General features: G+C 35.6%; 22 protein-coding genes. 15 read left to right on the forward strand and 7 right to left on the reverse strand.

Annotation, left to right across the window (positions count from 1 at the left end):
• Positions 1-270: 270 nt before the first annotated feature.
• Positions 271-756, forward strand: coding sequence for a VOC family protein (locus METBO_RS08305; RefSeq protein WP_013645250.1), 486 nt, complete (start codon positions 271-273; stop codon positions 754-756).
• Between the two features lie 50 nt (positions 757-806).
• On the opposite strand, the gene METBO_RS08310 is transcribed toward METBO_RS08305, so the two are convergent.
• On the reverse strand, positions 807-1,292 hold the full coding sequence (locus METBO_RS08310) for an SRPBCC family protein (protein ID WP_013645251.1): 486 nt from the start codon (positions 1,290-1,292) through the stop codon (positions 807-809).
• Positions 1,293-1,592: 300 nt separating this feature from the next.
• Between METBO_RS08310 and METBO_RS08315 the strand changes: the two genes are divergently transcribed.
• Complete coding sequence (locus METBO_RS08315) at positions 1,593-2,351, forward strand: metallophosphoesterase family protein (RefSeq protein WP_013645252.1); 759 nt, start codon at positions 1,593-1,595, stop codon at positions 2,349-2,351.
• Between the two features lie 319 nt (positions 2,352-2,670).
• On the forward strand, positions 2,671-4,407 hold the full coding sequence (locus tag METBO_RS12840; protein WP_013645253.1) for a histidine kinase dimerization/phosphoacceptor domain -containing protein: 1,737 nt from the start codon (positions 2,671-2,673) through the stop codon (positions 4,405-4,407).
• 84 nt (positions 4,408-4,491) lie between these two features.
• Here the strand turns inward: METBO_RS12840 and METBO_RS08325 are convergent, their stop codons facing one another.
• Entirely contained in the window at positions 4,492-4,698 is a 207-nt protein-coding gene (locus tag METBO_RS08325; protein WP_013645254.1) for a MoaD/ThiS family protein, read from the reverse strand.
• A gap of 32 nt (positions 4,699-4,730) precedes the next feature.
• A complete protein-coding gene (locus METBO_RS08330; RefSeq protein ID WP_013645255.1) occupies positions 4,731-5,144 on the reverse strand; it encodes a pyridoxamine 5'-phosphate oxidase family protein in 414 nt (137 codons plus the stop codon).
• 152 nt (positions 5,145-5,296) lie between these two features.
• On the opposite strand from METBO_RS08330, the gene METBO_RS08335 reads away from it, so the two are divergent.
• Both METBO_RS08335 and METBO_RS08340 read left to right on the forward strand, forming a co-directional pair.
• Entirely contained in the window at positions 5,297-6,046 is a 750-nt protein-coding gene (locus METBO_RS08335; protein ID WP_013645256.1) for a winged helix-turn-helix domain-containing protein, read from the forward strand.
• A gap of 233 nt (positions 6,047-6,279) precedes the next feature.
• Positions 6,280-8,280: an Ig-like domain-containing protein gene (locus METBO_RS08340; protein WP_013645257.1), complete on the forward strand. Its 2,001-nt coding sequence runs from the start codon at positions 6,280-6,282 to the stop codon at positions 8,278-8,280.
• A 2-nt stretch (positions 8,281-8,282) separates the two neighbouring features.
• On the opposite strand, the gene METBO_RS08345 is transcribed toward METBO_RS08340, so the two are convergent.
• Positions 8,283-8,525, reverse strand: a complete 243-nt coding sequence (locus tag METBO_RS08345) for a hypothetical protein (RefSeq protein WP_013645258.1) — start codon at positions 8,523-8,525, stop codon at positions 8,283-8,285.
• A gap of 381 nt (positions 8,526-8,906) precedes the next feature.
• Between METBO_RS08345 and METBO_RS08350 the strand changes: the two genes are divergently transcribed.
• From METBO_RS08350 to METBO_RS08360, 3 genes are all read left to right on the forward strand, one after another.
• Positions 8,907-9,452, forward strand: a complete 546-nt coding sequence (locus METBO_RS08350) for a hypothetical protein (protein ID WP_013645259.1) — start codon at positions 8,907-8,909, stop codon at positions 9,450-9,452.
• Positions 9,453-9,594: 142 nt separating this feature from the next.
• Entirely contained in the window at positions 9,595-10,017 is a 423-nt protein-coding gene (locus METBO_RS08355) for a MarR family winged helix-turn-helix transcriptional regulator (protein WP_048186422.1), read from the forward strand.
• Positions 10,018-10,189: 172 nt separating this feature from the next.
• Positions 10,190-10,477: a VOC family protein gene (locus METBO_RS08360; RefSeq protein WP_227717212.1), complete on the forward strand. Its 288-nt coding sequence runs from the start codon at positions 10,190-10,192 to the stop codon at positions 10,475-10,477.
• A gap of 81 nt (positions 10,478-10,558) precedes the next feature.
• Here the strand turns inward: METBO_RS08360 and METBO_RS08365 are convergent, their stop codons facing one another.
• A complete protein-coding gene (locus tag METBO_RS08365) occupies positions 10,559-11,404 on the reverse strand; it encodes a UbiA family prenyltransferase (RefSeq protein ID WP_013645261.1) in 846 nt (281 codons plus the stop codon).
• 203 nt (positions 11,405-11,607) lie between these two features.
• Between METBO_RS08365 and METBO_RS08370 the strand changes: the two genes are divergently transcribed.
• On the forward strand, positions 11,608-12,369 hold the full coding sequence (locus METBO_RS08370) for a 4Fe-4S binding protein (protein WP_013645262.1): 762 nt from the start codon (positions 11,608-11,610) through the stop codon (positions 12,367-12,369).
• A gap of 112 nt (positions 12,370-12,481) precedes the next feature.
• Here the strand turns inward: METBO_RS08370 and METBO_RS08375 are convergent, their stop codons facing one another.
• Positions 12,482-14,338 carry a right-handed parallel beta-helix repeat-containing protein gene (locus tag METBO_RS08375; RefSeq protein ID WP_013645263.1) on the reverse strand — a complete coding sequence of 619 codons (1,857 nt, stop codon included), beginning with the start codon at positions 14,336-14,338 and terminating at the stop codon, positions 12,482-12,484.
• Positions 14,339-14,718: 380 nt separating this feature from the next.
• Between METBO_RS08375 and METBO_RS12845 the strand changes: the two genes are divergently transcribed.
• The 5 genes from METBO_RS12845 to METBO_RS08400 all read left to right on the forward strand — a co-directional run bounded on the left by METBO_RS12845 (position 14,719) and on the right by METBO_RS08400 (position 19,119).
• Positions 14,719-16,419 (forward strand): right-handed parallel beta-helix repeat-containing protein, encoded by a 1,701-nt coding sequence (locus METBO_RS12845; RefSeq protein ID WP_013645264.1) that lies wholly within the window; start codon positions 14,719-14,721, stop codon positions 16,417-16,419.
• A 231-nt stretch (positions 16,420-16,650) separates the two neighbouring features.
• Positions 16,651-17,352 carry a DUF2162 domain-containing protein gene (locus METBO_RS08385; protein WP_013645265.1) on the forward strand — a complete coding sequence of 234 codons (702 nt, stop codon included), beginning with the start codon at positions 16,651-16,653 and terminating at the stop codon, positions 17,350-17,352.
• Positions 17,353-17,423: 71 nt separating this feature from the next.
• Positions 17,424-18,023 (forward strand): MotA/TolQ/ExbB proton channel family protein, encoded by a 600-nt coding sequence (locus METBO_RS08390; protein ID WP_013645266.1) that lies wholly within the window; start codon positions 17,424-17,426, stop codon positions 18,021-18,023.
• Entirely contained in the window at positions 17,995-18,327 is a 333-nt protein-coding gene (locus METBO_RS08395) for a DUF2149 domain-containing protein (RefSeq protein ID WP_013645267.1), read from the forward strand. The genes METBO_RS08390 and METBO_RS08395 overlap by 29 nt, the downstream gene beginning before the upstream one ends.
• 93 nt (positions 18,328-18,420) lie before the next feature.
• Complete coding sequence (locus METBO_RS08400) at positions 18,421-19,119, forward strand: DUF169 domain-containing protein (RefSeq protein WP_013645268.1); 699 nt, start codon at positions 18,421-18,423, stop codon at positions 19,117-19,119.
• Between the two features lie 92 nt (positions 19,120-19,211).
• Here the strand turns inward: METBO_RS08400 and METBO_RS08405 are convergent, their stop codons facing one another.
• Positions 19,212-19,625 carry a DUF3788 family protein gene (locus METBO_RS08405; protein ID WP_013645269.1) on the reverse strand — a complete coding sequence of 138 codons (414 nt, stop codon included), beginning with the start codon at positions 19,623-19,625 and terminating at the stop codon, positions 19,212-19,214.
• 880 nt (positions 19,626-20,505) lie between these two features.
• On the opposite strand from METBO_RS08405, the gene METBO_RS08410 reads away from it, so the two are divergent.
• Positions 20,506-20,883: a hypothetical protein gene (locus METBO_RS08410; protein WP_013645270.1), complete on the forward strand. Its 378-nt coding sequence runs from the start codon at positions 20,506-20,508 to the stop codon at positions 20,881-20,883.
• The last annotated feature ends 47 nt before the right edge of the window (positions 20,884-20,930 follow it).

The raw sequence follows: 20,930 nt of genomic DNA on the forward strand, positions 1-20,930 counted from the left end.
AATTAACCACAGCACATAGTATAGGTTAATTTTAACCTATGTTATTTTTAACATAGTATATTCTGTTATTTAAATATTTTCATTGAAACAAAAAAAAACCGAAACAACAGTTATCAAATTAGTGGGTTACCAGGGACAAAAATGATTTTAAAAAGTAAACTATGGAGGATCACCCAAATTATAAATTTTCAAAGGCACATATCTAATGTACAGAATTAAAAAAAAATTAGTTTTAAGGGAAACTTGTGAACAAGTTTGGAGGTTTAATTTATGGCTGAAATAATTCAAAGGATCACGCCCTTTCTGTGGTTTGGTGAAGATGCTTGTGAAGCTGCCAAGTTTTATGTGTCCATCTTCAAGGATTCAGGTATAAAAAAGGTGGTCCGATACAGTGCAGCTGGACCTGGACAAGCTGGCAGTGTTATGACAGTTCAATTTGAACTTGAAGGCATGGAATTTACAGCACTAAACGGAGTAACTGACATTGAATTTAATCAAGCAGTTTCCCTGGTTATAAACTGCGAATCTCAAGATGAAATCGACTACTACTGGGAAAAACTGACAGCTGAAGGAGAAGAACAAGTTTGTGGTTGGCTTAAGGATAAATATGGACTCTCGTGGCAAGTGGTGCCAAAAATATTGGTGGAATACCTGTCTGATTCCAACCCCCAAAGGGTTAAAAATGTGACTGAAGCCATGTTAAAGATGGTTAAAATAAACATTGAAGAGTTAAAACAAGCCTACAAAGAAGAATAAAAAAAAGGATAGGTTTTTTGTAACCTCGTAAACATTAAAATTATTTTTTTTTAGCCTTGCATAGATTTTAATAGTTCATCGAGCTGCATGTAGGATTCCCTTACACCTTGTTCCATGTTGCTTCCAACCATCCCATCCCTGTCTTCAACAGATAGAAAAACTGATTGCTCTTGAATTTCGGTTTTGTTTGCTTCTAACTCTACGAACTTCACTGATTCAAGAATTACATGGCCTTTTTCAGGTAACCCTTCAAATTCAAAGGTCCCAATAATTCTTTCATTTGGTTCAACCTCATGGTTTACACCATGAAAACCGAACTCGTTGCCGGCTTCATCCCTTTGAATGTATTTCCAAGACCCTCCAGTTTTAGGTTCAAACAGTTTCAGTTCAGTTTCCATGTCCACCGGACCGATCCATTTTGCATAAATCTCAGGGTCAGTAAAAGCCTTAAATACCAATTCACGTGAGGCATCTGCAATGTGTTTGATTAAAATTTCTTGTTTACCTGGTTCAATCACAATTTCTGTTTCACCCATCTATACCATCATCCTCTAATTTTTTAATAAGAATCAAATAATAATTCCAAGGATTACCCAAAAAACCTGGATCAATGAATGAATTATTCTAATAACAACCCACTCTGTTAATTATATGATTTTAAAATCAAATATAATTTTTGAACACAAAACTAAATCTTAAAAAAATTTATTGTAGAATTAACAAAAATATATGCAGAAGGTTAAAAAAATTTTGAAACATGCAATTTTACTCTAAACTGGATATTCAGATTGGAAATGCACATATGGAATCTTTAAAAATTTTAGGGGTGGTACAGTATGATGCTGGTAATTTCTGATTTACATTTAGGATACGAAAAGAGCAACAAGGATGCATTCTACAATTTTTTAGATGATTATAACACCAAACTAGATCATCTAATAATTCTAGGTGATTTTTTTGATTTTTGGAGGAAAAATAACTCTGAGATTGTGCTTGAAAATGAAAAAATCTTGGAGAAACTGTTGGATCTAGAAGCCAAGAAGATTCATTACATCATTGGAAATCATGATTATTACATGCTGAAACTCAAAGAGAGGTATGGTGATAACTTTCCATTTGAAGTTAAGAGAAACTTGAGGCTGGAAGACAGTGGCAAAAAATTCTATTTCACACACGGCTATGAATTTGAAGCTATTCAGCTCGAACCATTCACAATCGACATGTACGAAGATTTCAGCGAAAAAATGTGCTTCAGCGAGGATTTTATAGGTGGAGTTGCAGGCCAAATATGGGATATTATCCAGGGAAGTGACATTAAAGAAAGGCTCGAAAAGGATCCGAGAAAAAGGTTTGAAACCAGTGAAGAATCATTGCAAATATATAAAATGGCCATCTCAACTGGAAAATGTTATGTTTTCGGTATCGAACCCCATGAAAGATTGGTGTTCGGACACACACACGGCCCATTTATAAACCAAAGCAAAACAGTGGTAAATTCAGGTTCCTGGACTGATGAACTGAAAAATAAGGATTACCAAAATAGCTACGTTGAAATAGATGATGGAAACATGGACCTTAAATTCTACAGGGAATGAACCATTATTTCCTCAAAACTTTTTTTAAACATTTTAGATAACCTAACCTATAATTATAAATTAAACTCAACCCTATCCATATTAGATCAGTAAAAAATCTCAGTATCAATTTGAAAGTCCATATTTTTAGGTTAATATTATAAATCCCTATTAATCCTTCGTAAAAACTGAAATATGAATCTTAAAACACTTAATCAAATAGGGTGCACAACGAAATTGGTATCGTGGTTTTGAAAATTATTATTAAAAACTATTTAGAAAACGTACAGGATTCAAAGAAAAGTTTATCGATCATCAGAACATGGAGTTGAAATATTTTATGGACACCATCAATTCTAGAGCTATACTCGATGGAATTAACCATCCCACATTCATATTAAATGTATCCAATGAAATTGTTGCGGCGAACAAAACCTTCCAAAATAGGGTTGGAATGAACGAAGCCGATATTATGGGTTCTAAATGTTTCAAACTTGTACATGGTGAAGAATGTGGGAAAGCCCTGAAGGATTGTCCAATGCAAATGATCTTGGATGGTGAAATCAAAGAAACTGTTGAAAAGATGATGGAAACAGTTGATGGTTACTGTATGATTGCCTGCACCCCTATCTTTGATGAGGCTGGTAACTTGTCCAGAGTTATGCATTTGACCATCGATAGAAATGGAGCAAATGATGAATGTCCCAGATATAAAAAACTGCACCACGAACTTCTGGAAAATCCCATGGTTCCTGTTTTCACATCCAACCTCAATGGAGATATTCTTTTTGCAAACAACGCCATGGCAAAAATGTTCGGTTACAACGATGCTGAGGATTTAAAAAAGAACAAAGTAACAAACCACTACAAAAATGTTGAAGACAGATCCCTTCTCATCGAACAACTATTTGAAGACGGAACTTTGAATGATTATGAATTAGATGCAGTTGATGTGGCTGGCAACACATTGAAGTTGATTTTAGGGGCTGTTTTAAAAAATGGTATGATTTCAGGAATGTTCATGGACATCACAGCTAAGAAGATATCTGAAGTCCAGCTTAAAGAAAGTGAAAAACGTTACAGGGCCTTGTACTCCTCCATGAACGAAGCTGTTTCAATAAACAAACTAGTTTATTCAAAGGAAAATATTCCAATAGATTATGAGATAGTTGATGTTAATCCTGCATTTGAAGAAATAACTGGGCTTTCCAGGGAATACTGCGTTTCTAAAATGGTTTCAGAGCTTTCTAAGTTAGAAAAACCTCCCTACTTTGAAATTTATTCCAAGGTGATTGAAACAGGGGTGCCAACAAGGTTTGAAACCTACTTCGACCTGTTGGATAAATATTTTGATATTTCAGTGTTTTACCTTTCAAATGATATGTTTGTAACTGTGAGTGAAGATATTACCGAGAGAAAGAAATCAGAAGATAAGATCAAAGCCTCCCTTAAAGAGAAGGAAGTTCTGCTTCAAGAAATTCATCACCGTGTGAAAAATAATATGCAGATAATATCCAGCCTTCTAAACCTACAGACCAAGTATGTTGGTGGTGATGAAGTGGCATTGGATGTTTTAAAGGAGAGTCAAAATCGGGTCACATCCATGGCCATGATCCATGAAAAACTTTACCAATCCCATGATTTCATGCACGTGGAAATTGGTGAGTACATAGAGAAGCTGGTTAACGATCTTCTCTACTCCTACGCAGTACCCAAGGACCAAATTGTACCCCATGTGGAATACGATGACATAGAACTCAACATTGAAACTTCAATTCCATGCGGATTAATAATCAGTGAACTCGTATCTAACAGTTTGAAATACGCATTTCCAGATGGTAAAACCGGGAAGATAACAGTATCACTACGATGCCATGGGGAGGGCTACCTTCTAGTAGTTGGTGATGATGGTGTGGGACTCCCTGAAAATTTAGAATTTACAAGAACAGATTCATTGGGATTGGAGCTTGTAAACAACTTAGTTGACCAGGTGGATGGTACAATTGAACTGGATAAAAGATGCGGAACCAAGTTCATTATAAAATTCAGGGAACTGGAGTACAAAAAAAGGATGTAAAAAAAAGAAAGTAGTATAGATCATGGTTTAAATTGACTTGAATTTTAATAGGTTTACATGGAAGTTAGGGAGAAATGGCGGGTTTTATCCCCCATGTATCATGTTGAGTACCTTGATCTTGTCGTTGCTTCTTAACACATCACTTTCCCTTACAATCACATTATTTTTCTCTATAACTGCTTCAAAGGCAGATATTTTTAATGTTTCTAGGAGTTCTTTTCCGGTTATTTCTTCGGCATCGATTTCTACTGTCTCATCGTTGCCCATTCCATCGGTGGTTAAAACCTTCACTGTTTCATCCCCCCCCCCGGTGTTATTTTTTTTTAATCCACTAATTTACCTGCATCTGGACCTGGTTGCACAGAGTAAACCTCTTCAACCTCAAGTATTACCGCTGCAAATGGGTTCAATTGTGCCATAACACTTTTAGCCCATTCAACTGCGTCATCATAATTTTTACCTGATTCTTCGATCTTCACACTTCCCTTAAACTGGTAGGGGCATTCAGACACGTTTCCAACAATTACCGATGCCTTGGGATTGTTTTTAAGGTTTTGAATGGTTTTTTTCATGAAGTTAGCAACCAGTAAAACTGTTTTGTTATCCAATGGCTTTGCCAATCCTATTGGAACAACGTTTGGGGTTCCGTCTGCTGCTGCTGTTGCCAAAAATACTAGGTTGTTCTTTGTTATGTTATCCATCATTTCTTGATTCATTACCACTAAAACACCTTCCATTAATTTTTTTTAACTTCACTCCCCATATATGTCCCAATATTAATATATACTAAACCGTCATAAAAATATACCTTGTACAGTTCAATGTACTTCAATGACTGTTTTGGTTAAGAAACAAACCTTTATTTATTTAGAAAACCATAGATGATCCCATGGTAAATGTGGATGAATATGAAGTTATGACTACAAGTAACGTTAATGAGAAGTTGGATAAGATACATCAAGATATTAAACGATTGATGGAAAAATCTAACCAGGATTATTTAGAACTCATGTTAAACAACCTCAGAAAGGATTTTACACGTTCCATCATAACATATCTGAAGGATGATGCCCAAACCAGGTTGGATAACAACATGGAAATCTGTGAAATGAAACCAACATGTAAAGAAGTTTTCACAGACTTTTTAAATGGCAACACAGAACTTTTAAAGAACAACAATGCTACAGAAACATCCATCAAAGAAAAAAAGGATGAACTGGCAAGGATAAAAGATAAAGCTCCCTACACTAAGTGTGAAACCTGTTTTAGTGAGGTTCAAACTTTGTTCAATCAACAGTTAAACCTAATTCGATCAAACGACATTTACAACAGCGACAGTGCTCAGGATGAGAAACCTAAGATTTCCTCGATACATGAAAAGAAACTGGTGAAAGAAGTTTTAGATCCCATCTCAAACAAACAAAGACTGCAGATTTTAAAGGAAATGTCAAGCAAGGCCCAGTCCTTCAGTGCCCTTTCTGAACTCACAGGCCTTCGTGGAGGAAACCTGCTGTTTCACATACAGAAATTACAAGACCATGATTTAATCATTCAAAGACACGAACGTGGCGACTACATGATAACAAACAAAGGATTCAACATCCTGATGTTACTTGCAGAATTTCAAAAACAGCTTTAAAAATTTTAACTCTACAAATCAAAATAATTGTCTAAAAACTACTATTTTTTTACCCACCCCTGTTTGTATATCCCAAATAAACTATGAAAAAAACAGGGATAACCAAATTTTATTTAAGATGCTTGGTTACATACCCAGTACATAAAAAGTATCCATCTAAAATATTATAAAAAGGGGGGAAGGGAATAGTTATCCAACATCATAAGAGATTAATTTTTATAGGCATGTTCCTCATGGGAATGGCATTAATTTTCAGTTTGGGGGTAGACACCTCCAGTGCTGCACTATCTTCAACCATCTACGTCAGCCCACATGGTAACGACAGTTGGAATGGTCAAAGTGCAACTTACAACAGCACAAGCAAAAGCGGACCCAAAGCAACCATAAAAAATGCCACCAAATCACTGCAGAGTGGGATGGTGTTTGTTGAAATCGGAACCTACCATGAAACTGGAATTACAATAAACAACGAAATAACCATCAAGGGCCAGAGTAAAACCGGCACCATTATTGATGGGGATAAAAAAGGCCAAATATTTATAATTCCAAAGGGTAGCACAGTTGAAATTGTGGATATTCGACTGATAAATGGTAATTCAGACTTTGGAGGGGCCATAAAAAATTCTGGGAAACTAACACTCACCAACACCTACCTCTCAAAGAACACTGCAAGTAGTGGTGGGGCTGTTTGGAACGAAGGAACAATGACCATCACAGGCTGCACATTCGAGTCCAATGTTGGTAACAGCAGTTCCTATGGAGGTGGAGCGATTTACAATGAAAATGGAAATATAATCATTTCAAATTCCAATTTCACCCAGAACTTAGCAAAATTCATGGGTGGTGCTGTATTTAACTCTGCTAAATCCACTTGCACAATCAAATCCACCAATTTCTCAGGAAATAATGTATTGGGATCCACAACAACTTCTGGAGGAGCAGTATCAAACAGTGGAATTTTAACTGTGAACAACTCCGTGTTCTATACCAACGCAGCACAATTTGGTGGTGCATTGTTCAACGAAAATAGTACCATAGTTAACAACTGTACCTTCATTTCAAACCAAGCTCAGTATGGAGGTGCAGTGTACAACCAAGGATACTTCAACCTCACAGGCAGCACCATGACCAAAAACTTTGCATACTACAATGGTGGGGTTTTTGCAGGTTATGGAGGTAATGCCAATCTGAAATTCAACAGAATAGTTGGAAACATAGCAGATCAAGGAAGAATAGTTTACACAGATAAAGACTATGTAAACGCCAACTACAACTGGTGGGGATCAAACAGTTCACCACAAGCTTTCATATACGGAAATGTTAATGCAACGAAATGGATGGTTTTAACCCTTAACAGTACTAAGCTAATCAAGAATGGCATTCCAACAAATATCACAGCAAATTTTCTCTACGACAACACAAAGGTTAAACACGACCCATCTAATGGTCACGTACCTGATGGAATGAACGTGATATTCTCATCAACCCAAGGCAGTTTCAAACCATCAGGCACCTACACAGTCAATGGCCAAGTAGTGACAATCTACACCGCAACACAAAGTGGTACTGTGACCCTGAATGCATTGGCAGATAATCAAACAGTAAAATCCAATGTAACAGTTGTTAAACCCCTTCTCATTAATGGAACCACACCTAAAAATGGTGCGACAAATGTACCTGGAAATACCAAGATACAGTTGAAGTTCAACCAGAATATTAAAAAGGGAAACATGTCCATTGACTTGTTAAATTCAAGTGGAACAAAAATTGCATTCACAACCAGTATCATCAACAACGTACTAACACTTACACCAAAAACTACACTCAAAACAGGAAATTACTACCTGATATTGCACTCAGGATCTGTTCTGAGTCAATTTAACAGCAGCCTATCCCTTTACAGGCTAAACTTCGCTGTTGATAACACAGCTCCAAAGTTGATGTCCACCAGTCCAAAAAATCTTCAGACCAAGGTTTCACCAACTGCCACCATCAGTATTAGTTACAACGAAAACATACAAAAAGGTACAAATTTCTCAAAAATAACAGTTAAAAATTTGATTACCGGTAAAAACATAGCCATAAAAAGCGGTGCATCAAAAAACAGTATTTTTATCCAGACTAGTACAAAAACTAAAAACACATGGTACCTTGTTAGTGTGCCCAGTGCATCTGTGAAGGATTATGCAGGCAATAACCAGCAAGTTAATTACAGTTTCAAGTTTAAAACTTGAACCTACTTTTTCTTCTTTTTATCAGGTTTTACATCGGTTTTTTTCTCAATTTCAAGGACATCCTTGTAGATATCTCCCCAAATTTGGGTTTTCAAGTTGTCATCTGAACCTTCGTTTATCGCATTGGATCTTTTTTCAAGTAATTCCAGTTCCTTTTCACGTTGGATAACATCGTACTTCTTGTTCAGTTCTTCAAACTTTTTTTCGATTCGTTTAGTATCAGATTTCAAGTATTCTAAATCCATCAACAATCAACCCCTTTGAAATTTAGATCTGCACATAATAAATATATTATGTGAATTTTCATTAAAGAAATTACCTTTTTAAGAATATAAAAGTTGTACTTTTCTTCAATGTTATTTACAAATCAGATTATGAACAAAAGAATTAGTATGTTCCAATTAAAACTTGATTAACAGCTTAAAATAGTGTTATGAAGTTGTAGTGTTCTTAATTTGGATTTACTTAATTGGAAGCTGTAGAATTAATACGATAAATATTGATACATTTTCAAAGCTAAATTTAATTAACCAAAATCCATATATATTATAATTGAGTATTAGTAGTAATGGTATTAATTGTTAATATTATGACCAGGATATAATCATAAAAAGGAATGAAATACAATGGATAAAAAGGATTTAATATTAATTTTGGCAGTTTTTTCTGTTTTAGTAATGTGTAGCACTGTTTTTGCAACAGGAAATGTTAATTCTTCAAAAATATCGAGCTCCACCAATCTTGGCAATTCAAAATATCCTAAGCTCATAGATGCTGGGGTCACACTTACCAAGGGTTATGGTGTCAAGAAGAACAGTGCAGGCCATTATTCCATTGGTATTGCCGATAAAATTTATCCTGGGATGAACAAACCAACCAAATACTACTGGAAAACTTACCTCTATCAAAACGGAACTATAGTTATCTACACCCATTTCTACCATACCACACTCAAGAAGGAAATTTATCAAACCATAGTAATAGGGAATTACGCCACAAAGAATGGTAATATTGTTTACCACTCAGTGAGTCCTAAAAGTTGGGGTGCTAGTAGTTACAAAACATTAGATGGTCTTTGGAGCACTCCTCTCCAATTTTATTGGAACAAAAGTAATGGTTACCCCTCATTTAGAGAAAGAATGATAAATAATGCCCCTACAGGTGCAGAATAAAAACTATTAAATTCTCTTTTTTTTTAAGTTCTAGTTATTTTTTTTAAATTCATAGCCCCCATTACTATATGGATCATGATAGAAAACTAATAGTCAATTGAATAAGAAAATGCTATATATCCATCAAAAATTATAAGAGGTTATGATATTGGTTGAGAGTGAAGGACCAGAAAATTATGTTTGTTTCAAGTTGAACAGGGTTCGGCGTAAGATCCACAGGTACTACGAGGAAAAACTTGCCCAATTTAAGATCACACCTGCCCAGTTCTATGTTTTAAGTGCACTGTGGGACAAAGATGAGATTAAATTTAAAGATCTAGCTAAAAGGTTGGATATGGACGGTGCAACCCTCACAGGTGTGCTTGACAGGATGGAAAAAAGAGATTTTATCCAAAGAACTGAAGATACCCAAGACCGCAGATCTGTATTAGTTTGTTTAACATCTAAATCAAAGGATATCCGGCCACAAATGATAGAAATTGCCAAGGATTTGGATGCAGAATTCCGGAAAAATGTAGTTGAAGAAGATTACAACAAACTCCTAGCTGTTTTAGACCAACTATAGGTAATAAAACCAGATTGAAGAAATTATGTATCCCCTCGTTAGAACAATAAATTTTAAAATTTTTAAAATCATAGGAATCATAGAACTTTGGAGGGTGAAAAATGAAGGACTACGATAATTTTTTTCTAGGTGTTGATGATCTTGAGCAGGCTAAAAAATATTATAAGATGTTTTGGGACTTCAATTAAAGTTTGACTTTTCAGATAAGGGTATGGCAGCATTTAATGTGGGAGATCAGGAACCTGCCATTATTTTGAAGGATTTAAATAGTTTTCCAGATGTTAAACCCACGATATGGTTTGTGGTTGACGATGTTGAAGATGAGTACAATAGTCTGAAGGAAAGGGGAGTTAACTTTTTATCTGAACCTTTTGAAATCATGACTGGAATGGCTGTTGAGTTTGAAGATCCCTCTGGTAACAGGTTAGGCATCACAGATTACTCAAAAACTTCAAAATAAACTAAATTATGGTTTAAAATCCAGTATCTCTATTTTTTTATCAATTGAGGATGTTAGCTATTTTTTTTTGGAATTTACTTATTAAAGTAGTGATAGTGCTACAAATATTATGACAAACGCTGTCATTGTAAGGAAAAGTTGACGAATTCTTTTTCTACCCTCTTCAGCAGTTGTGGTTTTTAAAATTTTTAGGGCTAAATATATAATTGCCATGTCCAGTGGAATGAAAATATAGAGAAATTTCAGGTCAAGCCAGCCCATAATTAGGGGTACTAAGCTTAAAATTACTAGAAATGAGTATAGTGTGCTTGAAACTGTGAGGGCGTACTTTTTTCCATGGGTTCTGGCAATGGTTTTGGATGAACGTTCTTTATCGCCTTCCATGTCCATTGCATCACCTGCTATTTCTTCTGCAAGATCAAATAGGAATGCTAATGCACCAAATATCCAGATGATGCCGTTTATTAATCCTCCCACAGAAAGTCCGCCGAATATGAAGAATCCCGTGACTGAAATTGCCACCATCACATTTCCTAACAAGCCTGTTTCCTTACACTTCCAGTTGTACATGATTGCTACCACCCACAAAAAGATTGATAGTGCCAATGTTAATGGTCCAAGTAGCGCCGCTGTCAAAAATCCTAAAATTGACAAAATAGCAGTTAGAACTTTAATTTCAGACAGTGATATTTTTCCGGATGGTAGCGGTCTTTGAGGATGGTTTACTCTGTCCACCTCCAAATCAAAGTAGTCGTTGGTTACCATGGCTGCGCTGGAGATGAAAAATCCCGTGAGAAATCCCAGTAACCCTACATACAAGCTTGGAAGGTTTTGTAGTACGATTATCTGACCTGCAATGACACATATTCCTCCAGCAAGTGGTAATTCTGGTCGGATGAGCTGAATGATCGCTTTCAATTTTTCCATAGATTCTTTATCTCCACTTAACTATAGTTAACTTATTTTTTTTAGATGTTTATAATTTAAATTATTTTTCTTATAACCCCCACAAAACCCTATGCCAGTTTTTGGATAAATTATATATGTTTAAACCAACAATTTTATTTGTATACAAATAATTTGTATGTTAATAAAATTTAGTTTCCCTCAAAATAGCAGGTGTTAAGTTTATGAAGGAAAAAATTATTGAAAAAGCCAAAGAATTAGGGGTAGATGATATTGGAATTGCATCTATCGAAAATTACAACAGTCCAAACTCCGTGGATGTTCATGAACTATTTCCAACCGTTAAAAACATGGTTGTGCTTGCGTTTCAACAGGTTGATAACATGGAAAGCAACAGCAGCCAGTTTGCATCCGTCGGTATAAAATTGATCTCTGATTTTTCACACAGTGTGAGTTATCAGCTTGCAAATTATATTAAAACCAACTTCAATGCCAAAGTCATGATAGTACCTTCTTCAGGACCCATTACCATGAGTAAACAAACCTTCATGCCGTCAGGATTTGTATCGTTAAGGCATGCAGCATACGCTGCAGGTTTAGGCAATTTTGGAAGGCACAATCTAATCATTCACCCTGAAATGGGTTCAAAGGTTATGTTCATGGCCATATTAACAGATCTTGATCTGGATGAAGATTCACCCCTTGAAGAAACTGACTGCACATACTGTGATAACTGTGTGAAAAACTGTCCAGTAAATGCTTTAGATGAAGATGGCAAAACTGATGTGATGAAATGTTTATCAAACAGTCAGCCATATGGATTTGGAGGAAATAAACAGTTCTGGACTAAATTTATAAATTCAAACCCCCATGAGCAGGAGGAGATGTTAAGTGGAGATAATTATAGGTTAATCTACCAAGCCCAAGCATTGGGATCCCAGTACGTTTGCTTCAACTGCACCAAAACCTGTCCACTTGGACGTTGAATTTTCTAAATAGAACTCAGATTATTCTTATTTTTTCTTTTGCAAGAAATTATTTATCCCGTATTTCATTTAAAAAAATAAAAAAAGGTAGAAAAGGATTTATTCAATATTCTCATTTAAATTTGTCCCGTTTGAAGTAGCCTATACCTATTAATCCTAGGAGTGCTATTATTCCCAGGTTGTTGAAGGGGTTGGTAACTGTTTTGGTGATGGCGTTTTTGATTGCCACTTCAACTCCACTCTCACTTCCACCTGATGAATCTCCTGCTGACTGCTGACCACCATTGTTTGCACTTGTACCTTCAAAACCAACTTGAGTTATGTCCTCTCCAGATCCAGTTACTGTACCGTTACTATTGGAAGTTCCAGATCCACTGTTTCCATTACCAGTTCCATTGGAGTTGGATTGTCCTCCAGTACCGTTGTTAACTGTTCCACCAGTACCATTGGTATTGTTTCCTGTTCCAGTTGAATTTGAATTTCCTGGGCCTGGCTTGGTTCCATTGCTGTTGCCTGTACCGTTGTTGGGTTGGTCTGTGTTGTTGTCTGGATCCCATTGGTAAGTATATTGTACACCATTGATTATTGCTGTAACTATGTAGGTTTTGCTATTGTTCCTTGTGAAATTAAAGAAGGAGGTACCGTTTGTGATCTGTCCCAACTTATTTTTAATCTGGGTGATTGTACCATCTGGATTTAGTTCTGATACAATCCAGTTTACGCTCTGATCAATGACTTGGGTCACCTGCTGATTTGCATTACTTGGTTGATAAAATATCAATTTAACTCCATTAACACCTTTAACAACCTTGGCATACAACATATCCGTTTTAATCATTGGACAAACTGCACAAGCCCATTTATCGTTGGTGCCATAGAAGTTTGCACCTACCGTTAGGTATCCATAGTTTACATTACTTTTAATTGAGTATGCTTCATTTCCTAAGATAGAGTTGTAGTATATGTTTATTTTTGAATCGTCGTCTTTGAAGTTGTCCCCCACCATGATTCCGGTTCCAGTATAATCAAACTCGTAGGGAGTGAAGGCAGATTTGTAACTCTTGGCTATGAAGTTAGTCACTATTATATCTCCATAACTAATGGAATCCAAGTAGATCCCGTTTAAATTATGTATGAAGTAGTTGTAGGACACATAGGTAAATGTGGTACATCCATCAAATAAAATTCCGTTTAGTATGTTGTAGGTGATGTTGTTTCCAGTTATGTTGGTAGTTTTCGTGTTGTAAAGGTCAATTCCATTACCCTTGTTGTTGTTTATACTGTTGTTGTGTATGAGTGTGTTGTTTGAATTTTTTAGGGTTATGGCGTTTAGTTCATTGTAGGATATTTTGTTTAGAGTAAAATTGGTTATTTGAGTGTTTAAAACCGTTACTCCATCGCCATGGTTGTGGTTGATCAAGTTTTTGTAGAGTGTGACTGATTTGGATGAATCTATGGTCACTCCATTTCCATCGGAGTTTTTTATTGTGTTTTGGGTTAAGTTGATGTTGGATGAGCTTGCAACGTAGATGGAACCTTTAGCTCCACCGTTTATGTTGTTGTTGGCTATGTTGACATTGTTGACATTGTTTAGTATCACAGCGTAGTCTGTGTATGTGTTGATGTTAAATCCTGAAAGAACTGTTCCAGAACTTTTACTGGTGAAGTAGAATACGAAAGTGGTTTTTCCATTCGAATCAGCAGAATCTGTTCCATTTAATACAACATTCTTCGTGCCCACCACATTCAACTTCTTATTTATTACAATTGAGACATTCTGGTAGTCTCCTCCATTAAATTTAATGGTATCTCCTGATTTAGCATTGTCTATCAAATTCTGTATGTCTGAATTTTTCATTCCAGAATTTACAGTGACATTTGCTGCTCCAACAGGGGCTAGGATCATTCCAACTAGTATCAGTAGGCATGCAGCTGCTACTATGGGACGTGTATTTGTACTTGGTCTCATTTTATCACAAATATTACGAATAAACGGTAAATTCTTATCTATTCTGTATTTTAACCATTTACTTCACTACTAGCATATATCGAACTGTCTATTTATACATTAGGTTTAGGTAGGAATGAGTTTTTGAATAAAAAATGAGTATAATTTGGAATTATTTCAACTTATTTACTATTATTGATCCTAAAAATTGGTTTTTTGTAAAATAATCCTCCAATATTGTTTTAATATGATCATTAACATTTATTTATTCATTTTTCATGTAAAATTGACCAGTATTCGATATGTTTATATAATACATTCGACCATCACATTTTTGTAATTGATTACAAAAAAATCGGAGTATGATATTTTGGATCGGTTCGAAAAAATGGAGGGTATACATGAAGGATATCAAAAAAATATTATTAGTTTCTTTAATTATGATATCGATTCTAGGTTCTGGAGTGTCCAGTGCATCTGCAGCAACAGTAGATGTAGCAAGCGGACTTAACAACACCCAGATACAGACTATTATTGATAATGCTAATTCTGGAGACACACTACAATTTTTAGGCAGTGAATATGACGATATTGCACTGGTAATTAATAAGACACTGAATTTAGTGGGAGCAAACACTGGAACAGTCATTAAAGCAATAACTAACAGTTCAAACATTCCAGCAGCAGCTAAAGCCCTTGGAGTATCAAACACAGCAGCATTCTATTTCTTAAACAACAGTAATGCAACAGTCAACGCTTCAGGAGACAACTGCAGCATAAGTGGATTTAATATCACGACTAATTCTAACAATCAAACAACATCGGCTTCTCTCATCTATGCAACAAACGTTTTAGGACTCAATATAGTAAACAACACCCTTAGTTCATCTGCATGGGGAGTTTACGCATACATATGCCCTGAATTAAAGATCATTAATAACACTGCTAACAACTTTACAAACACAGGACTTCTTGCATTTGGTTCAGCAGAAGCTTACATAGCAAACAACACTGTTTCCAATGCTGCAAACCATGGAATTGATGTTAGGCACGGTTTAGGATACAACGCAACTGTGACTGGAAACACCATCACCAATGCAGATGAAGGTATTTACCTCATGCACTCTGCAGGTCACAACGTGTACAACAACACAATAAGCAACTGCACACTAAGTTCAATAACAGCGTACGGAGCAGCAGACTGCAACATCTACAACAACACCATGACAAACAGTTTTGTAGGAGTTCTTCTCGCATCTGGATTTGAAAACATCAACATCACCAACAACAACTTCACACTCAAATCAACCAGTTTCCCACCAACATTCCCATACTACATACTCATAGCAGACAGCTCACTACAGAGTAAAGCAACTAGTGGAGTTTTCACAGACAGCGCATACCAGTACTCAAACGTCAGTTTAAGTTCTTCCTTTGCAAGTAACAACATAACCAACGGTCAGTCCACAACCTACACAGTTAAAATTTCAAACTTAGGAAACGGTACTGCTAAAAACTTAACCATAAACAACTTACTCCCAGCTGGAAATTTCACTAACTACCAGATTCAAGCAGTTTCAAGGGGAAGTTTCAATGCAACATCAGGAACCTGGAACGTTGACAACTTAAACGCTAACAGTGACGCTATAATCGTCTTCACTGTGACAGCTAAAAAATCCGGAGCATCTGTCTACGCACCATCTGTGAACTACACAGACAACAATGGAGCAAACTACCTAGTAGCTAAAAACAACAGTTTAAACATCAACAAGGATATCAAAACATCCTACACCACAGCTGTTAACGCCACAAAAGTCAATGTGAACAGAAGTTTCCTTGTCACCGTGACCCTTAAAAACATGGGTTTAGACACTTCAAACAAATTCACAGTTCAGGACAAACTTTCAAGTGCATTTAAAGTCATCAGCACAGCTCAGAACACTCCTTTCACCTACAAGAACGGAACATGGACTGGAACTGTTGGTGCAAACAAAACAGTTAACCTGAAAATGTGGGTAAAAGTCACCAAAAAAGGTTCATATCAGTTACCTGTGTACATCAACGGAAAAGTTGCTAAAAACTACACCATAACTGGTAAATAGTCATTTTTCAAATGACTAACAATTTACCTTTTTTTAATTTCTTTTTTTTAAAATTTGGAGCTATTTTTCAAAAAGAAGAGATAAAAATTTGATATAGATATAACAGTCGCTTTATAACAAAAAAAATTTAATTTGGAGACAGATAGTTTCTTTTGAAACTATTTAATAGAGTATTGAGTAGGTATAAAAAAAATTTTAATTTGTCAAGTAAAAGCTAGGATTTGATACAAAATGATAGAGTTGTTATGGCAATTAGGAATATTATCTGCAATTTTGCTTTTTGGAGTGAAAATTGGTCTTGCCATGGGCTTTTCTGGACTTTCTAAGAAGGTAGCGGTGTTAATTGCATTGGGATATGGTGTGGGAATATTTCTACTTTCCACAGTGATCACTGATAGTTCGAGTACTGTCTACAAAACCATAATAGACTACAACTTCGTTATGTTCAGTGTGATGTCCATCATCATAATTTACGCAGGAGTGCATACTATAAGGGAATGGAAAGTGAACCAAAAAAATCATGCCAAGGCAACTTGTGCTGCAATGATAGCACCATGCCCATGTTGTTTCACAGCAGTTATTGCTGCAATTGTGATTGCATCACCTATTATCGGTGCATCTTCAGCCATGATCGGAAGGTACGCTGCAGTTCTAATGACCATAATAATACTGGTGGTTTACTTCTCATCAGATATTATTGTGAGAGTTGTGAACAAACCATACCCAATTTTACTCGGAAATCTAATGTTGTTTGCAGGAATATATTTCCTTTCATCGGTAATTCTATTGCCGAATATTAATCAGGTTCTCATGTCACCAATGAAACCCTACGACCTAAATTCCGTGGGTCCCATCGTATACGTGATGGTTTTCATGATAATACTGGCAGTAATAGGGTTTGTAAAAACTAAAAAAGAATCTATTTGGAGGTGATTTAAATAACGGCAATTCCAGGCAGTGAATTCATAAACAGCACACTTTACGTTGTTGCTCAAAGTTTACTCATGCCAGTGCTTGTCATACTGTTGGCAGTGCTGGTTTACGTTGTTATAGAGGCTGGAGGAATAATTTCAGAGTACTCCATGCGAAAGAAAACAGAATTTATAGAAGTTGAAAATTTCATTAACAATATCTCTGATCCAGGAACCCCTGAAAATATTGAAAACGTGGTGAATGCCAGTGTTCTTCCCAAGGAGCAGAAGGAAATATTGATCAAACTTGCTGGAAGCACCGGTATTGGAGATAAATCCCGGGAAGTCATGGCCAGAAAAATGATAGAAGAAGAAGAACTAAAGGCCATTAAGAGAACTGAAAAAACCGATATCATAGCAAAAATTGGTCCTGCACTGGGATTAATAGCAACCTTGATACCTATGGGTCCAGGTCTAGCTGCGTTAGGTGCTGGAGATATAAACACACTGTCCCAAAACTTAATAATTGCATTTGATGCCGCAATACTTGGTTTAACATCTGCAGCCATAGCATACACCATTTCAAAGGTTAGAAAAAGATGGTACGAAGATCAGATTTCAACTTTGGAGGCTTTAGCAGAATCAATACTGGAGGTATTAGAAAATGCTAAGGAAACGAAAAAAGCTAACTGAAACTGAAGACATAGACCCCATGGCCTACGCAGTTAACATGGTTGACTGTATGCTCGTACTGGCTGTTGGCTTTTTAATATTTACTGTGATGTCATTTGGAATGCAGAGTGTTGTTTTCAGCAACGCATCACCAGAAGAGAAAAAAGCCATCATGCAAAGCGTGCAGCAAACAGTTGAACTACAAGAAGGTAAAGTTGTTAATGCAACCCCACAAACAGTTTCAGGAACCGGAACCGGATTCCAACAGGTCGGAACTGTCTACAAGGATCCCCAAACAGGTAAAATGATAATGGTTGGTGGTTGATAAACCATCAATATCCACATCTTTTTTTTGAGGATCTAAAGAGCTAAGAAAGTTTTTTGCAATGAAAATAATAAGATTGAGAGCGGAGTTACAATGAATTACAATAAAACACAAAATGAAACATTATCATCTAAAATTAAGGAACTGATAGATTTGGAAATATCTCCAGTTGCAGTGAAGTTATTTATAGATAAATCCGAGATTCCAGAGGGAGTAACAATGGTAGAGGGTGGTGAACACAGGCACTGCGAAATGGTTCAAAATGCAACAAAGGGAGATATATTCTACGCTACTGCATCCGAACTTCAAGGATGTAAAGGAGGTGTAGGTGCCCTTGGACTCATGGATATGCCAGAACCCATTAAAACGGGTGCCATGCACCATTCTATGGGTAAATTTTCGAGTAGAGCTGCTGCAAAAAAAACTGTTGATGCCATTCCGAAGATAGAACCCACCATGGATGCAATTGCATATGCGCCCCTTGAAAGTGCACCCTTCGATCCAGACGTGGTAATCATAATTGCAAAACCATTGCAGGCCATGAAAATATCCCAGGGACTGCTCTACAACCTGGGAGGTCGTTTAGAAGCAAACTTCGGAGGAATCCAATCCATATGTTCCGATACAACAGCAGGTCCTTACAACACCGGAAAACCCAATTTTACGCTGGGATGTTACGGTTCAAGGAAGTTTGCAAAAGTCCAGGCCGATGAAATTATTGTGGGTATGAATGGAGAAAACTTAAGCGAACTTGTAAGCGCACTGGAAGAAAGAGAACCCGAAGATATTTAAAAAACAGAACAATTTTTTTTTTTACATGGGACTTGATACGTCCCATAACTTTTTTTTTATTAGAAATTCATAATTTTTTAGAAACAGGATTCCTAGTGGGATCTTGCAGTTATCAAAGTTTTTATCTCATCAAGATCCCTTTCTTCATCAACCTTTAGATAGAGCCATTTTCCCTCACGTATCATGGTCGTTCTTTCTATCATGTTCCTGGTTTCTTCGGTAATATTTGATTCCAGTACTTCCTCAATTTGAGTTTTGTTTAAGATTATTTGAACGGTGTACTCTTCATTTCCAGGGTACAATGCTATTAGAACTCTTCCTGATTTTCTGTACCTCAAGGCCCATCCAAAATTTTTGCCATAAAAAATGAACTCACCATCGACTCCGTACTTCTCCTCTACAAAACTAACTATTGTGTCCCATAAAGGTTTAACCCCTCCAAGAGATTGGTAAACATGTTTATCAGACGGTTTAATTTCTTTATCAGTGAATACTCCCCAACTCATATGTCATCAAATTCCTTTAACTAGAAAATCTAAAATTTACACTAAATGAAATAACAGATTCAACAAATTATTTTTTTCATAAATCAAAAATTCATTCATAATGTACACATTTTCACAGACTAAGCCAAAATTATAGGGTATAATTAATTTAAATGCAGTTCAAGCCCTGAACCATTCTCAAATAATCTGTTTGAAACATTAAATTATCAAAAATGTTCATATTCAAATCTAATTTGGATTTAAACCTGTAATAATAAAATTTCACCCATATAACTTGCTAAATTTAATTAATAGCCTGTTTAAAGATATAGTAAACCTATTTTGAATTAGATTTTCTATTTACCCCTAATCTGACTTATGTTTATTTTATACATAACCTTATCGATAGTTCAATATGGAAATTTTTTGAGAAACCAATTTTTTATTATCATTTCCATTTTTTTCTTCATAACCAACTAAAAAAGTTAATTAGTTATTATCTGCAAATCTCAAAAACTTTAAACCCATATCAAATATTCTAACTTAGTTTGAAAGCTGTATGGAAATTTATGGAGCTAATACATGTCAATATACGTGTTAACTACTCTTTAAATTTTATGGACCATAAAAATAATTGAAGATGAGAATAATGGCTGGTAAAATAGCATTAAAAGAAGTTTGTTAGTTGTTTGTAATTTTATAACGATTTATTTAACAGATAAATCTTTAATTTATGGAAAAATAGGGCCTTAAAATGAAAGTAATCGAGAAGAATACATTTGGATATTATTAAAGCTAAATATGGAAAATAAATGACCGATGCAAATAAATAACACGATGAATATATATTATACTGATAAATAGGGGTTTTTTCCATTGACTGACATGTTTTGGTGAAAGAATGAATGTCCCAGTAATATTTCTCATAATATATGTATTGTGCATATGTTCATTGGCAATAATTGGTTATTATGATAATCCTAATGAAACATTAATTTATGAAATTGTGGAATATAACACTCCCAAAATTACTGCATCCCCCAATGGAAGTTCTGTTTTTATCACAGGCATATTAAGAGATAATTCCGAACACACATTTTCCAATGTAATGGTAAATGTTGCTGGAATTGGAGAACATGGTCAAGTTGTTAATGATAAAAATATTGAAATTCCCCACATGGGCAATTATTCTAATGTAGAATATAATGTATCATTAGAAAATGATTCTACTGTTGTAGCTGGCCAAATACAAGTTTTAAATGCCACTATTGTATCCTAAATTGAATTTATTGTTTTTTTTATACTAATTTAGGATGATTGACACAA

Origin of the sequence: Methanobacterium lacus, assembly GCF_000191585.1 — an archaeon.
Lineage (GTDB): Archaea > Methanobacteriota > Methanobacteria > Methanobacteriales > Methanobacteriaceae > Methanobacterium_B > Methanobacterium_B lacus.

Bases quoted from the DNA above. Each gene is read 5' to 3' on its own strand.
- METBO_RS08305 (WP_013645250.1), top strand. From the start codon at position 271: ATGGCTGAAATAATTCAAAGGATCACGCCCTTTCTGTGGTTTGGTGAA.
- METBO_RS08310 (WP_013645251.1), bottom strand. From the start codon at position 1,292: ATGGGTGAAACAGAAATTGTGATTGAACCAGGTAAACAAGAAATTTTA.
- METBO_RS08315 (WP_013645252.1), top strand. From the start codon at position 1,593: ATGATGCTGGTAATTTCTGATTTACATTTAGGATACGAAAAGAGCAAC.
- METBO_RS12840 (WP_013645253.1), top strand. From the start codon at position 2,671: ATGGACACCATCAATTCTAGAGCTATACTCGATGGAATTAACCATCCC.
- METBO_RS08330 (WP_013645255.1), bottom strand. From the start codon at position 5,144: ATGGAAGGTGTTTTAGTGGTAATGAATCAAGAAATGATGGATAACATA.
- METBO_RS08335 (WP_013645256.1), top strand. From the start codon at position 5,297: ATGGTAAATGTGGATGAATATGAAGTTATGACTACAAGTAACGTTAAT.
- METBO_RS08340 (WP_013645257.1), top strand. From the start codon at position 6,280: ATGGGAATGGCATTAATTTTCAGTTTGGGGGTAGACACCTCCAGTGCT.
- METBO_RS08345 (WP_013645258.1), bottom strand. From the start codon at position 8,525: ATGGATTTAGAATACTTGAAATCTGATACTAAACGAATCGAAAAAAAG.
- METBO_RS08350 (WP_013645259.1), top strand. From the start codon at position 8,907: ATGGATAAAAAGGATTTAATATTAATTTTGGCAGTTTTTTCTGTTTTA.
- METBO_RS08355 (WP_048186422.1), top strand. From the start codon at position 9,595: ATGATATTGGTTGAGAGTGAAGGACCAGAAAATTATGTTTGTTTCAAG.
- METBO_RS08365 (WP_013645261.1), bottom strand. From the start codon at position 11,404: ATGGAAAAATTGAAAGCGATCATTCAGCTCATCCGACCAGAATTACCA.
- METBO_RS08370 (WP_013645262.1), top strand. From the start codon at position 11,608: ATGAAGGAAAAAATTATTGAAAAAGCCAAAGAATTAGGGGTAGATGAT.
- METBO_RS08375 (WP_013645263.1), bottom strand. From the start codon at position 14,338: ATGAGACCAAGTACAAATACACGTCCCATAGTAGCAGCTGCATGCCTA.
- METBO_RS12845 (WP_013645264.1), top strand. From the start codon at position 14,719: ATGAAGGATATCAAAAAAATATTATTAGTTTCTTTAATTATGATATCG.
- METBO_RS08385 (WP_013645265.1), top strand. From the start codon at position 16,651: ATGATAGAGTTGTTATGGCAATTAGGAATATTATCTGCAATTTTGCTT.
- METBO_RS08390 (WP_013645266.1), top strand. From the start codon at position 17,424: ATGCCAGTGCTTGTCATACTGTTGGCAGTGCTGGTTTACGTTGTTATA.
- METBO_RS08395 (WP_013645267.1), top strand. From the start codon at position 17,995: ATGCTAAGGAAACGAAAAAAGCTAACTGAAACTGAAGACATAGACCCC.
- METBO_RS08400 (WP_013645268.1), top strand. From the start codon at position 18,421: ATGAATTACAATAAAACACAAAATGAAACATTATCATCTAAAATTAAG.
- METBO_RS08405 (WP_013645269.1), bottom strand. From the start codon at position 19,625: ATGAGTTGGGGAGTATTCACTGATAAAGAAATTAAACCGTCTGATAAA.
- METBO_RS08410 (WP_013645270.1), top strand. From the start codon at position 20,506: ATGAATGTCCCAGTAATATTTCTCATAATATATGTATTGTGCATATGT.